Raw genomic sequence first — 14,165 nt, forward strand, 5'->3', positions numbered from 1 at the left:
ATCCTCGGGGGAAGCGGGTGCGAAACGGGCTGACGCGAGCCGACCGGCACATGCCGGGCCGGCCTCGGAGGGGGCGAACGGCTCAGGCGGTGGCGGCGGCCGTGGCGGGCTCGCGCTCCCGGACCGCCTCGACGGCCTTGCGCTCGGCGTAGAACGACGCGAGCGGGATCGTGCCGGCGACCATCATCAGCAGCATGCGCTCGAACTTCCACTTCATCTTGCTGCTGAGGTCGAAGGTGACGACGAGGTAGATCATGAACAACAAGCCGTGGGCCTGGCTGACGTACAGCGTCGCCTTCTCGCCCGTGTCGAACCCGTACTTCAGGACCATGCACAGGCACAGGACCAGGAGCATGCACCCGGTGATCCAGGCCATCACCCGGTAGCGGGTCAATACGACAGGCTTCACGGCGGCACCTTCGGTAACGGCGGCATCGACGACCTCGACGACCGCTTTTCACAATGGCGCATGCAGCTTACGTCGCCGGCACCGGGGTCCCCGAATCCGCCCCCTCCCCACCGATATGTGCCCGCCGAGCGCTCGCCGTGCCGCGCACCGGATCGACCGGCGCCTGCCGCCCTGCCGCCCTGCCGCGCCTGCTACGCCTGCTACGCCTGCGCCGATGCCGCCTCGGTCCCGGCCGGCGCCTCCTCGACGTGGAAGTCGCCCGCGTCCACCCGCAACACCCGCAGCAGGTCGAAGAGCTGGGCACACTGCTCGGGGGTGTACGCGCCGAGACCGAACTCGCGCGCGGTCAGGTCCCGGGTGGCCCGCTCGGTGACGTCGCGGCCCTTGTCCGTGATCACCGCGAGCACCCCCCGCCCGTCGCGCGGGTTGGGCCGGCGGGCGACCAACTCGGCCTGCTCCAGGCGGTCGATCGTGTTGGTCACACTCGTGGGATGGACCATCAGCCGCTCGCCGATCCGGGACAGCGGCAGCGAGCCGGTCCGGCTGAAGGTGAGCAGTACCAGTGCCTCGTAGCGGGCGAAGGTCAGCCCGTACGGCTTGAGCACCGCGTCGGCGCCCGCGAGCAGGATCTGCTGGGCGCGCATGATCGAGGTGATCGCGACCATCGGCGGGCACTCCCCCCAGCGCTCTCGCCAGTGCTCGTCGGCACGCGTGATCGGATCGAAGGGGAGATTCAGTGGCTTCGGCACGGGCCGAGCGTAGTGGAGGTTACCCATCGGTCACGTGGCCGTCTCACGTCTTGCGCATACCCCCGCATGTATGCGCGGGCGCCGATCGCACCGCCGCCCGCGCGGCGCGCCGCGGACCCGCGCGCAACCAACAGGTCATTCAAGTTTCAACTATCTTCGGTATTCTCGTTACATGACCGAAGCCGAGCCCAGGTGGCTGAGCGATGAAGACCAGTGCGTGTGGCGCCAGATCATCGCGGTGATCAACATGCTGCCGCCGCGCTTGGAGCGCGAGCTCCAGCGCGAGCACGGGTTGTCCCTGCACGACTACCAGATTCTGGTCCAGCTCTCCGAGCACCCGGACCGGGAGGTACGGCTGAGCGATCTCGCCGAGGCGACCCAGCAGTCCAAGAGCCGGCTCTCGCACCAGATGACCCGGATGGAGAACGCCGGCCTGGTCGCGCGCCGCAACTGTCCGACCGACCGGCGCGGCGCCTTCGCGGTGCTGACCGACCAGGGTTGGCGCGTACTCGAGGCCGCGGCGCCCACCCATGTGGAGAGCGTCCGCACGCACCTGATGGACGTGATGACCGCCGACCAGAAGCGGATCGTCGGCGAGGCGTTCGGCGCGGTGGCCGAAAAGCTGCGCCCGGCCGCCCGCACCACGGTCTGCCCGTCCCTGAGCCGCCCCCGAGCCGGGAACGGCGCCGCATCCGGCCCGTCCGGCGTTTGAGGACGACAAGCCGAGGTCGGCCCGCACCACGACGAGCCGAGGCCGACCTCAGGCCCCCAGCCCCGCGATCAACTCGTCCGCGGCGGCGTAGGGATCCAGATCCCCCGCGAGCACCCGCGCCGCGAGCGCGTCGAGCCGCCGGCCCCCCGGCAGGTCGCCGATCCGCGACCGCAGCGCGGTGACCGCGATCGCCTCGACCTCGTCGGCCACCCGGCGCCGTCGGCGCCGGGTCAACTCGCCACCGGCCTCCATCCAGGCGCGGTGCTTCTCCAGCGCCTCGACCACCTCGTCCACGCCCTCGCCGCGCGAGGCCACCGTCTTGACGATCGGCGGACGCCAGCCCCCCGGCCCGCGCGCCTCGCCCAGCGACAACATGTGCCCGAGTTCGCGCGCCGTGGTCGCCGCGCCGTCCCGGTCCGCCTTGTTGACCACGTACAGGTCGCCGATCTCCAGGATCCCGGCCTTGGCCGCCTGGATCCCGTCCCCCATCCCGGGCGCGAGCAGCACCACCGTGCTGTCCGCCATCGAGGCGATCTCCACCTCCGACTGGCCCACGCCGACGGTCTCCACGATCACCACGTCACAGCCCGCCGCGTCCAGCACGCGCAGCGCCTGCGGGGTGGACCAGGACAGCCCGCCCAGATGCCCGCGCGAGGCCATCGAGCGGATGTACACCCCGGGGTCGGTCGCGTGGTCCTGCATCCGCACCCGGTCTCCCAACAGCGCGCCGCCGGAGAACGGCGAGGACGGGTCAACCGCGAGCACCCCGACCCGCCGGCCCAGCCTGCGGTAGGCGCTCACCAGCGCGGTGGTGGACGTCGACTTGCCCACGCCGGGCGATCCGGTCAGCCCGATCACGTACGCGTTGCCGGCCAACGGCGCGAGCGCGGCCATCACCTCGCGCAGCTTCGGCGACGCGTCCTCGACCAGCGAGATCAACCGGGCGACCGCCCGGGGCCGACCCTCCCGGGCCTGGGCCACCAACGTCGCGACATCCATCCCCGACCTCATGCGCCACCGCTTCCCTGCTCGGATATGCCGAAACGACCCCGGAGTCGGCGCGGCCGCACACCGGGGTGCGGGCCACGCGACTCCGAGATCGTTTCAGGTGGGTAGGGCATCGTGAACCGCCCGGTCGCCCGTGTCGCCTCGGCCCCCGGCCGCGCCCGCACGCGTCACGGCGACCGGTGGCCTCAGTTGCCCGGGACCGTCAGGATCAGCGCGTCGCCCTGGCCGCCGCCGCCGCACAGCGCCGCCGCGCCGGTGCCGCCGCCGCGCCGCTTGAGCTCGAGCGCCAGGTGCAGCACCACGCGGGCGCCGGACATCCCGATCGGGTGGCCCAGCGCGATCGCGCCGCCGTTGACGTTGACCTTGTCGGTGCCCACCCCGAGGTCGCGCATCGACTGCACGGCCACCGCGGCGAACGCCTCGTTGATCTCGATCAGGTCCAGGTCGTCGACGGTCAGGCCCTGCTTACCCAGCGCGTGCTTGATCGCGTTCGAGGGCTGCGACTGGAGCGAGTTGTCCGGGCCCGCGACGTTGCCGTGCGCGCCGATCTCGGCCAGCCACTCCAGACCCAGCTCGCGGGCCTTGGCCTTGCTCATCACCACGACGGCGGCGGCGCCGTCGGAGATCTGCGAGGCCGACCCCGCGGTGATGGTGCCGTCCTTGGTGAACGCCGGCCGCAGCTTGCCCAGCGACTCCGCGGTGGTGTCCGGGCGGACCCCCTCGTCGGTGGCGAACACGACCGGCTCGCCGCGCCGCTGCGGGATCTGCACCGGCACGATCTCGGCGTCGAAGACCCCGTTCTTCGCGGCGGCGGCGGCCCGCTGGTGCGACAGCGCGGCCACCTCGTCCTGCTCCCGGCGGGAGATGTCGAGCTTGCCGTTGTGGTGCTCGGTCGACTCGCCCATCGGGATGTTCTCGAACGCGTCGGTCAGGCCGTCGTAGGCCATCGCGTCGAGCATCTCGACCGCGCCGTACTTGAAGCCCTCACGGGATTTCGGCAGCAGGTGCGGGGCGTTGGTCATCGACTCCATGCCGCCCGCGACCACGATGTCGAACTCGCCGGCGCGGATGAGCTGGTCTGCCAGCGCGATCGCGTCCAGGCCGGAGAGACAGACCTTGTTGATCGTGAGCGAGGGCACGTTCATCGGGATGCCGGCCTTCACCGACGCCTGCCGGGCGGGCATCTGCCCGGCGCCGGCCTGGAGCACCTGACCCATGATCACGTACTGGACCTGGTCCCCGGTGATGCCCGCGCGCTCGAGCGCGGACTTGATCGCGATGGCGCCGAGGTCGGTGCCGGAGAAGCCCTTGAGGGATCCGAGCAGACGGCCCATGGGGGTGCGGGCCCCGGCGACGATGACAGAACCGGCCATGAGGGTGGCCTCCACAACTTGATGGTCGGGGTGCCATCGCCAGGCGGCCCGGGCGACGTGCGGCATCCCCGCGACGGACGTGAGGTTGTTTCGGAACCTACCCGCAAGGGCCGCGACCACGGCAGGGGGCTCCGATGTGACGGAACCCACCATCTCGGGCCACCCATACCGGGTGTGCTCTCACCCATAGTCTCGTTTCGACGGACCGGGTATCTACCCGCAGGTAACCCGGGTACTTCCCAGAGGCCTTTGGAGGCCATGGTGCTCACACGTATCGACCACATCGGCATCGCCTGCCACAACCTCGACGAGACGGTGGCCTTCTACCGGGCCACCTACGGCTTCGAGGTCTTCCACACCGAGGTCAACGAGGAGCAGGGCGTCCGCGAGGCGATGCTCAAGATCAACGAGACCTCGGACGGCGGAGCGTCCTACCTCCAGCTCCTGGAGCCCATCCGCGAGGACTCCACCGTCGCGAAGTGGCTCGCCAAGAACGGCGAGGGCGTGCACCACATCGCCTTCGGCACCGCCGACGTGGACGCCGACGCGGCCGCGATCAAGGACAAGGGCGTGCGGGTGCTGTACGAAGAGCCGCGCCGTGGTTCCATGGGCTCGCGCATCACCTTCCTGCACCCCAAGGACTGTCACGGTGTGCTCACCGAGCTGGTGACCTCGGCCGCGAACCCCGCCGCGGAGCACTGACCGCCCGCGTCACCGCGCCGAGCGCCCGGCCCGCGCCATCCGCGCCCGGTCCCGGCGCCCTCTCGTGCATCCGCACGAGACCCCTCGCCACCTCTCGTGAACCGACACATCGTCAAACGAGTGGCGGAGTTCCTGCGACTCCGCCTCTTGTCGGGTTTGTGCCGACCGCCTAACGTTACCGGCGGGTAAGTTCAGTGAAGTTCAGCAATCCCTCATGTTGTCTCATGCTTCAACCGCCGACCCATGGAGGCCGACGATGAAGGAGATCCTCGACGCCATCCTCGCGGGGGACACCCCCAAGGAGGCGTACGCAGCGCTCCCGCTTCCCGACTCGTACCGCGCCGTCACCGTCCACAAGGACGAGGAGACGATGTTCGAGGGTATGGAATCGCGGGACAAGGATCCGCGTCAGTCGCTGCACGTCGAAGACGTGCCGCTGCCCGAACTCGGCCCCGGCGAAGCCCTCGTCGCCGTGATGGCCAGTGCGATCAACTACAACACCGTGTGGACCTCGCTCTTCGAGCCGATCTCCACGTTCCGCTTCCTGGAGAAGTACGGCCGCAACTCGGAGCTGACCAAGCGGCACGACCTGCCCTACCACGTGGTCGGCTCCGACCTCGCGGGCGTCGTGCTGCGCACCGGCGCGGGCGTGAACGCCTGGAAGCCCGGCGACGAGGTGGTCGCGCACTGCCTGTCGGTCGAGCTGGAGAGCGCGGACGGGCACGCGGACACGATGCTCGACCCCGAGCAGCGGATCTGGGGCTTCGAGACCAACTTCGGCGGTCTCGCGCACCTGGCCCTGGTCAAGAGCAACCAGTTGATGCCCAAGCCGGCACACCTGTCGTGGGAAGAGGCCGCCTCGCCGGGCCTGGTCAACTCGACGGCGTACCGCCAGCTCGTCTCGCGCAACGGCGCGGGCATGAAGCAGGGCGACAACGTGCTGATCTGGGGCGCCTCCGGCGGCCTGGGTTCGTACGCGACCCAGTTCGCCCTCGCCGGCGGCGCGACGCCGATCTGCGTGGTGTCCTCCGAGGACAAGGCGCAACTGTGCCGGGACATGGGCGCCGAGCTGGTGATCGACCGCCGGGCCGAGGACTTCCGGTTCTGGAAGGACGAGCGCACCCAGGACCCGCGCGAGTGGAACCGGTTCGGCAAGCGCATCCGCGAACTCACCGGCGGTGAGGACGTGGACATCGTCTTCGAGCACCCGGGCCGGGAGACCTTCGGCGCGTCCGTGTACGTCACCCGCAAGGGCGGCACCATCGTGACCTGCGCGTCGACGTCGGGTTACATGCACGAGTACGACAACCGTTATCTGTGGATGAGCCTGAAGCGCATCGTCGGCTCGCACTTCGCCAATTACCGGGAGGCGTGGGAGGCGAACCGTCTGGTGGCCAAGGGTAAGATTCACCCGACGTTGTCGCGCACCTACGCTCTGGAAGAGACCGGCCAAGCGGCCCGGGACGTCCACCGGAACCTGCACCAGGGCAAGGTGGGCGTACTGTGTCTCGCACCGGAGGAGGGCCTGGGGGTTCGGGACGCCGAGATGCGATCGCGGCATATCGACGCCATCAACCGCTTTCGTAACGTCTGACGGCGGTCCCTGGATCTGAGACCATTCTCCCTGGTAGTCAATGCGGTACGGGCGGTTCCGGATGTACATACGGGGTCGCGTCGTCACCAACCGGTCGGAAACGGCCGATATGCAGTACTGAAACGTACGCGGCCAGGGGATGGAGTGGGACCCCACAGTGCGGGGCTACGACCGCTACCAAGTTGACGAGCACCTCGAAGTACTCGACGACGAGATCAAGCGGCTGAAGAAGGAGCGCGACGACACCGTCGCACACGCGGAGGACCTCGGCTATCAGGTCGAGGTTCTCCGCGCGAAGCTGCATGACCTTCGCCGCCAACTCGCCACGCCCCGATTCGACAGCATCGGCGGCCAGGCCGAGCAGATGCTGCGCAACGCCCAGTTGCAGGCCGATCAGGTCCGCGCGGACGCCGAGCGCGAACTGCAGGAGTCGCGCGCGACCACGCAGCGCCTGCTCCAGGAGGCCGCCGCGCGCTCCGCCCGGCTGGAGGCCGACTGGCAGGCCGAGGTGATGGAGCGCCGCCGGCGCCTGGACGAGGAACTGGCCCAGGCCCGCCAGGCCACCGAGACCCGGGTCAACGAGAACGTCGCGTGGGCCGAGCAGTTGCGCGCGCAGGCCGAGGAGCGCTCGCGCCAACTCGTGGACAACGCCCGCGCCGAGGCCGAGCGGATCGCCGCCGCCGCGCGCGAGCAGGCCGCCGGCACCAGTGAGAGCACCCGCGCCGAGGTCGAATCGCTGCTCTCCCGCGCACAGGGCGACGCGGACCGGGTGATCGCCGAGGCCAAGGCCCGGGCGAGCGCGGCCGTGGACCAGTCCGAGCAGTTGCGCACCGAGACCCGTACCCGCGCGGAGAGCCTGGTCGGCGACGCCCGGGTCGAGGCCGCCCGGATCATCGGCGAGGCGCGCTCCGAGGCCGAGCGGGTCACCGGCGAGGCCGGCGCCCGGGCCCAGGGCGCCTCCGAGAACACCGCGAAACTGCTCGAATCCGCCCAGCTCGAGATCGAGCGCCTGCGCGCCGAGGCGGCCGGCGAGGCGGACCGCCGCCAGGCCGAGGCCCAGCGCCTGCTCCAGGGCGCCGAGGCCGAGGTGAGCGAGAAGCTCGGCAAGGCCGCCGGCGAGGCCGAGGCACACGTGGGCAAGGCCCGCGCCGAGGCGGACAAGATCGCCGCCGAGGCCCGCGCCGCCGCCGAGCGGCTGCGCGCCGAGGCACTCGCCGAGGCCGACCGGCTGCGCGACGAGGCGCGCACCGAGGCCGAGACGCTGCGCACGGACACCCGCGCCGAGTTGGACAGCGCCCGCGAGGAAACCCTGGCCCGGGTCGACGAGTTGGAGGCCGGGGCGCGCGCGGAGATCGAACGCCGCCGGCAGGAGGTGGACCGACTGCGCGGCGAGGCACAGCAGTTGCTCACCAACGCCGAGGCCGGCGCCGCCGAGCGCCTGGAGACCGCCGCCCGCGCCGCGGACGACCTGATGGCCAAGTCCCGGTCCGAGGCGGAGCGGGTACAGGGCGAGGCCCGCACCGAGGCGGACGAGTTGCGCGCCCGCGCGCAGGCCGACGCCGAGGCGGTGGAGACGCGCACCCGCGAGTCGAGCGATCGACTGGCGAACGAGGCCCGCGAGTACGCGGAGCAGTTGCGCGCCAAGGCCGCCGAGAGCGCCGAGGAACTGCTGGAGGCGGCCCGCGCCGACACCGGCAAGCTGCGCGAGAAGGCGGTCGCCGACACGCACCGCCTGCGCGAGCTGACCCAGCGCCAACAGGCCGAGGCCGTCGAGGAGTTGCAGCGCGCCCAGGACGAGGCGCAGAGCCTGCGCGCCGAGGCCGCGGCAGCCGCCGAGCAACTGCGCGAGGAGTCGAGCGCGCAGGCGGCGGAACGCGTCGAGGCGGCCCGGGCCGAGGCCGAGCGGGTGCGCACCGAGGCGGCGGAGAACGCCGGCCGCGCGCACGCCGAGGCCGAGGAACTGGTGGCCAAGGCCCGCGCCGAGGCCCAGAAGGCCGGTGCCGACGCCTCCCGCGCGGCCGAGGAGCTGATCCGCTCGGCCGAGCGGGCCGCGACCGAACTGCGCGATCAGGCGGTGGCGCGCGCCGAGGCGATGCGCGCGGAGGCCGAGCGCCGGACCGCCGAGCTGCGCACCCGCACCGAGGAACTGCGGGCCCGCGCCGAACAGTCCGCCGCCGACGCGGAAAGCGCGCTGGAGCGGGCCCGGGCGGACGCCCAGGCCACCATGGAGCAGGCCCGCGCCGAGGCCGGCGCGCGCACCCAGTCGGCCGCGGTCAAGGCCGACGAACTGATCGGCAAGGCCCGCGAGGAGGCCGAGAAGGTCCTCACCGACTCCCGCGAGGAGGCGGACGGGATGCGCTCGGCCGCCCGCCGGGACGCGGCCTCGATGCGCGAGGAGGCGGAGACCGAGTCGCGCACGCTGCGTGAGGAGACCGAGGCCGCGGCGCTGGCGGTACGCGAGGCGGCGGAGACCGCGGCCCGCGCGCTGCGCGAGGAGAGCACCGAACAGGCCCGCACGCTGGTGGCCGACGCGGACGCGGACGCGACCCGGATGCGCACCGAGGCCGAGACCGCCGCACAGGCGCTGCGCGAGAAGACCACCAATACCGCGCGCTCCGTGCTGGAACAGGCCGACGCGGAGGCCGAGCGCATGCGCACCGAGGCCGAGACGGCCGCCCGGACGCTGCGCGAGGAGACCACCGAGACCGCGCGTTCGGTGCTGGAGCAGGCACACGCCGAGGCCGAGCGCATGCGCACCGAGGCGGAGGAGGCCGCGCGCACGCTGCGCACCGAGACCGCCGCCACCGTGCGCGCCGCGCTGGACAGGGCCGAGTCGGACGCCGCGCGGGTGCGCGCCGAGGGCGAGGAGACCGCGCTCGGCATCCTCGAGCAGGCCGACGGCGAGGCGCGCACGCTGCGCCAGGAGGCGACCGCCGCGCTGGCCGCGGCCAGGTCCGACGCGGAGGCGACCCTGGCGCAGGGCGAGACCGACGCGGACCGGGCCCGGTCCGAGGCGCAGACCGCCGCCCGGGCGCTGCTGGAGCGGGCCGAACGCGACGCGGAACAGTTGCGCACCGAGGCCGAGACCGCGGCCCGCACCCTGCGCACCGAGGCCGCCGAGGCGCTGGACGCCGCGCGGACCGAGGCGCAGCGCCTGCACACCGAGGCGACCGCGACGCTGGCCTCGGCGAACCGGGACGCGGGCACGCTGCGCGAGGAGGCGGCCGCCGCGCTGGCGGAGGCGACGGCGGAGTCCGAGCGCATGCGCGGCGAGGCGGAGACCGCGGCGCTGACCCAGTTGGAGCAGGCCGACACCGACTCCGCCCGGATGCGCGAGGAGGCCGAGGCCGAGGCGGCCCGGCTGCGCACCCAGGGCGCGCAGGCGCTGGAGGAGGCCCGCGACGAGGCGGCCGAACTGCGCGATCGCACCAAGGCGCGGGCGCGCGAGTTGCTGGAGAAGGCCGAGGCGCGCGGCACCGATCTGCTGGAGAGTGCGACCACGCAGGCCCGGCTGGCCAAGGAGGACGCCGCGCGCGCGGTGGCCGAGGCCCAGGCCGAGGCCGAGGCGGTACGCGCGGCGGTGGTGGGCATCGAGGACGCCGCCCGCGAGGAGTCGGACCGGCTCACCGCGCTCGCCGAACGCGACCTGACCAAGGCCCGCGACGACGCCGAGACCACGCTGGTGCGGGCCCGTGCGGAGGCGGACGCCACGGTCACCGCGGCGCGCAAGCACGCCGAGCGGATGAAGTCCGACTCCGACCGGGAGGCCGAGAAGACCCGAACGGCCGGACGGGAAGCGGCGAACAAGGAGCTGCGCGAGGCCGAGGAGGCCGCGACCGCGCTGCGCGAGCAGGCCCGCGCCGAGCTGGACCGGGCCGCCAACGAGGCCGAGGATCTGCTGATCCGGGCCAAGGGCCGGGCCACCGAGATCGTCGGCGCGGCCGAGCGCAAGGCCGAGCAGCGCGTCAACGAGGCGAACGAGGCGGCGAGCCGCCTGATCGCCGAGGCCGAGGCCGAGGACGAACGACTGCGCACCGAGGCGACCGCGGTGATAGAGAAGGCGCGCGGGGACTCGGACGCGATGATCAGCGAGACCCGCCGGGACACCACCGCCACCCGCGAGCGCTCCGACAAGGAGGCCGAGCAGGTCGTCGAGCGCGCCCGCCGGCAGGCCGCGGAGGGCCTGAAGCAGGCCGGCAAGCGGGTCGACGACCTGGTCGCCGCCGCCGAGGAACAGGTGAGCGAGGCCCGCGTGGACGCCGAGAAGATGAAGGTGGTCGCGGCGGAGGAAGCCGAGCGGATTCGTGACAAGGCCGGTTCCGAGGCGGATAGGGTACGGATTGCCGCGGTGAAGAAGGCCGAGGCGTTGCTCTCGGAAGCGGAACAGCGTCTCGCCGACGCCCAGAAGGGCGCGGACGACCTGCGGGCGAAGGTGGCCGAACAGGTGGCCGCCGCCCAGCGGGAGGCGCAGGCGGTCCGTCGCAAGACCGCCGCGGATGCCGAGAAGGTTCTCGACGAGGCGCGGAAGGAGGCGGAGCGACTGCGCACCGAGGCGCGCAAGGACGCCGACCGTCATCGCGCCGACGGACAGCGCAAACTCGACGAGTTGAACCGCAGGCGCAAGGACATCACCGCCGAGATGTCGCGTGTGCAGGGCGTGTTGGACGCGCTCGCCGCTCCCGCGGGCCTCGCCTCCGGCAAGGGCAACTCCTCGTCGGGCAAGGGCCCCGCGGCGAAGGGTGCCGGTTCGTCGTCATCCGATTGAGCGATGCCGGCCGGTTCTTATCCCCCGGTCAGGTCGATGCTCCGCCCGATTCGTGCCAGGATTCCACCCGTCACCTCATTCACCGCACCCGTCATACGACAGGAACCCCATGAGCGACACTAACTCTCCGCACGGCTTCGACATCGTCCGCCGTGGGTACGAGCGTTCGCAGGTTGACGACCGCATCACGAAGCTCGTGTCGGACCGTGACAGCGCGCTCGCGAGGATCTCGGCGCTGGAGAAGCGGATCGAGGAACTGCACCTCGAAAGCCAGAACGCGCAGGCCCAACTCGCCGACGCCGAACCCTCCTACGCCGGTCTCGGCGCCCGGGTGGAGAAGATCCTCCGCCTCGCCGAGGAAGAGGCCAAGGACCTGCGCGAGGAGGCCCGCCGCGCCGCCGATCAGCACCGCGAGTTGGCCGAGGCCGCCGCGCAGCAGGTGCGTTCCGACGCCGAGCAGTACGGCAAGGAGCGCAAGGCCAAGGCCGAGGACGAGGGTTCGCGGATCCTCGACAAGGCCAAGAGCGACGCCGCGCAGCTTCGTGGCGAGGCGGCCAAGGACGCGTCGGCCAAGCGCGAGGAGGCCGAGGCCCTCTTCGAGGAGACCCGGGCCAAGGCCGCCCAGGCCGCCGCGGACTTCGAGACCAACCTGGCCAAGCGCCGCGAGCAGTCCGAGCGTGACCTGGCGGCCCGTCAGGCCAAGGCCGAGAAGCGCCTGTCCGAGGTCGAGCACCGGGCCGAGCAACTGCGCCTGGAGGCGGAGAAGCTGCGTACCGACGCCGAGCGTCGTTCGCGTCAGACGATCGAGACGGCGCAGCGCCAGGCCGACGACATCGTCGCCGACGCGCGTGCCAAGGCCGACCGGATCCGCTCGGAGTCCGAGCGCGAGCTGGCCGCGCTGACCCACCGTCGGGACAGCATCAACGCGCAGCTCACCAACGTGCGCGAGATGCTGGCGACCCTCACCGGCGCGGCCGTCGCCGCCGCGGGTGTGAGCATCGATGACGACGACGACAAGATGCCGGGTGTGCCGGCACAGCAGAGCCGCTGACCCCTTCTCGGGGGGCATCGGTACGGGCCGTAGCGGCCGGTTTCGGCGGCCGGGCGGCGGACGGGTTCCACGAGGACCCGCCCGCCGCCCGGCCGCATTTTCATGACGCGATCTCGGGGCGCGTCGATCGCGCGCGCTGCGCCGGGTCGGCGGGTCCGAACTGGTGGACGAGGAGCAACGGGGCATGGGTCGACTGGGCAACATCTGGCCGCGGCGCAGATCGGGGGCGCCCGCCGGCGGCACCGCCCCGGATCCGAGTGCGGGGGCGGGCGGCGCCGCTCCCGACGCGCCACCCGCGGCCGGTGCGGACGCGGCGGCGCCTGCCGATCCGGGCAAGCCCGGGACCGCGCCGAGGACTTCGGTCGACGAACCGGCGCCCGCGCGGGTGCCCGCCCAGGTCGTGTCGACGCGGCCCGGCTCGGCCGACGGCGCGTCGGGCCCGGCGGCCCCGGCCGGCGACGACGACGCCGGGACCTCCGTGCCGGCCCCGGCCGACGACAAGGCCTCGGCGTCCGCTTCGACGCCGGCCTCGACACCCGCCTCGGAGTCGGGCTCGGGCTCGACCACGGTCGAGCCGTGGACCGGGATCGGCTCGCGATTCGGCGATCCGGGCCGGCCGTTGCATCGGTCGTCGCCGTTCTACATCGGCTTCATCGGCGGACTCGGTCTGATCACCGCGTGGTTCCTGGCCCAGGCCGTGATGGGCATCCAGCACGTCCTGATCGTCATCCTGATCTCGTTCTTCCTGGCCGCGGGCCTGAACCCGTTCGTCGAACGGCTGGAGCGTCGCGGCCTGCCCCGGCGCTGGGCGGTGTGCGCGGTCGCGCTCGGCTTCGTGATCGTGGCCGCGGGCTTCGTCACCGCGATCGCCCAGCCCCTGGTCGAGCAGACCTCGAACCTGATCAACTCGATCCCCGACAGCCTCACCGAGCTGCGCAACAACGAGAGATTCCGGCAGCTCGACGAGAAGTACGACATCGTCACCCGGGCCAAGGACTGGGCGGCCAACGCCAAGACCGCGGAGAACGTGGCGGGCGGGCTCTGGGGCTTCGGCAAGATGGTGCTGACCTCGGTGTTCGACACGCTCACCGTGATCGTGCTGACGCTGTACTTCCTGGGCGCGCTGCCCAGCATCAAGGAGCACCTGTACAACCTGTTCCCGAAGTCGCGCCGACCGCGGGTGCGGCTGCTCGGCGACGAGATCCTGTCGGGTATCGGCGGGTATGTGAACGGCGCGCTGATCGTGGCCAGTTGCGCGGGTCTGTGCTCGTTCATCTTCCTGATGGTCCTGGGCAACGACTACGCGCTGCCATTGGCCCTGGTGATCGCGTTCACCGACCTGATCCCGATGATCGGCGCCACCATCGGCGCCGCGGTGGTGTCGATCGTGGTCTTCTTCGACTCCCCCGGCAAGGCGCTCACCTGCGTGATCTTCTTCCTGGCCTATCAGCAGTTCGAGAACTACCTGATCTATCCGCGGGTGATGAACCGCGCGGTGAACGTACCGCCGGCGATCACGGTGATCGCGGCGCTGGTCGGCGGCGCGCTGCTCGGGGTGACCGGGGCACTGCTCGCGATTCCGATCGCGGCCGCCGTACTGCTCATACTTCGTGAAGTGGTCACACCTCGACAGGATCAAGCGTGAGCTTGTCAATCATCCTCGAGAATGATGCTGCGGGACTTCCCTCGAACTCGTGACCCAACGCGGGCCCGACGCGCGGCGGCCGTGCTCGGCGGCGATTCGCCCTAAGCTCGGACCCTCGACAGATTCATGCACCGAAACCATCCTGGGAGTGCGGCAA

At 71.9% G+C, this 14,165-nt stretch carries 10 protein-coding genes; 6 read left to right on the forward strand and 4 right to left on the reverse strand.

What is annotated here, in order from left to right:
- Positions 1-82: 82 nt before the first annotated feature.
- Together ACWCPW_RS10235 and ACWCPW_RS10240 are read right to left on the reverse strand one after the other, a co-directional pair.
- Positions 83-409, reverse strand: a complete 327-nt coding sequence (locus tag ACWCPW_RS10235; RefSeq protein ID WP_406298504.1) for a DUF3817 domain-containing protein — start codon at positions 407-409, stop codon at positions 83-85.
- 200 nt (positions 410-609) lie between these two features.
- Positions 610-1,158: a MarR family winged helix-turn-helix transcriptional regulator gene (locus ACWCPW_RS10240; protein ID WP_449761130.1), complete on the reverse strand. Its 549-nt coding sequence runs from the start codon at positions 1,156-1,158 to the stop codon at positions 610-612.
- A 172-nt stretch (positions 1,159-1,330) separates the two neighbouring features.
- Here ACWCPW_RS10240 and ACWCPW_RS10245 point away from each other — a divergent pair, with 172 nt between their 5' ends.
- Positions 1,331-1,870, forward strand: coding sequence for a MarR family winged helix-turn-helix transcriptional regulator (locus ACWCPW_RS10245; protein WP_449761131.1), 540 nt, complete (start codon positions 1,331-1,333; stop codon positions 1,868-1,870).
- 48 nt (positions 1,871-1,918) lie between these two features.
- On the opposite strand, the gene meaB is transcribed toward ACWCPW_RS10245, so the two are convergent.
- Together meaB and ACWCPW_RS10255 are read right to left on the reverse strand one after the other, a co-directional pair.
- Positions 1,919-2,869 carry a methylmalonyl Co-A mutase-associated GTPase MeaB gene (gene meaB / locus ACWCPW_RS10250; protein ID WP_449761132.1) on the reverse strand — a complete coding sequence of 317 codons (951 nt, stop codon included), beginning with the start codon at positions 2,867-2,869 and terminating at the stop codon, positions 1,919-1,921.
- Positions 2,870-3,063: 194 nt separating this feature from the next.
- On the reverse strand, positions 3,064-4,251 hold the full coding sequence (locus ACWCPW_RS10255; RefSeq protein WP_449761133.1) for an acetyl-CoA C-acetyltransferase: 1,188 nt from the start codon (positions 4,249-4,251) through the stop codon (positions 3,064-3,066).
- Positions 4,252-4,512: 261 nt separating this feature from the next.
- Here ACWCPW_RS10255 and mce point away from each other — a divergent pair, with 261 nt between their 5' ends.
- The 5 genes from mce (at position 4,513) to ACWCPW_RS10280 (ending at position 14,008) form a co-directional block, all read left to right on the forward strand.
- Positions 4,513-4,953, forward strand: a complete 441-nt coding sequence (gene mce, locus ACWCPW_RS10260) for a methylmalonyl-CoA epimerase (RefSeq protein ID WP_449761336.1) — start codon at positions 4,513-4,515, stop codon at positions 4,951-4,953.
- A 256-nt stretch (positions 4,954-5,209) separates the two neighbouring features.
- On the forward strand, positions 5,210-6,547 hold the full coding sequence (gene ccrA / locus ACWCPW_RS10265) for a crotonyl-CoA carboxylase/reductase (RefSeq protein ID WP_449761134.1): 1,338 nt from the start codon (positions 5,210-5,212) through the stop codon (positions 6,545-6,547).
- Between the two features lie 157 nt (positions 6,548-6,704).
- Positions 6,705-11,312, forward strand: coding sequence for a hypothetical protein (locus tag ACWCPW_RS10270; RefSeq protein ID WP_449761135.1), 4,608 nt, complete (start codon positions 6,705-6,707; stop codon positions 11,310-11,312).
- 109 nt (positions 11,313-11,421) lie between these two features.
- Entirely contained in the window at positions 11,422-12,363 is a 942-nt protein-coding gene (locus ACWCPW_RS10275) for a coiled-coil domain-containing protein (protein ID WP_020555437.1), read from the forward strand.
- A gap of 184 nt (positions 12,364-12,547) precedes the next feature.
- Positions 12,548-14,008, forward strand: coding sequence for an AI-2E family transporter (locus ACWCPW_RS10280; RefSeq protein WP_449761136.1), 1,461 nt, complete (start codon positions 12,548-12,550; stop codon positions 14,006-14,008).
- Positions 14,009-14,165 lie beyond the last annotated feature (157 nt).

This window comes from Embleya sp. NPDC001921 (genome assembly GCF_053594475.1).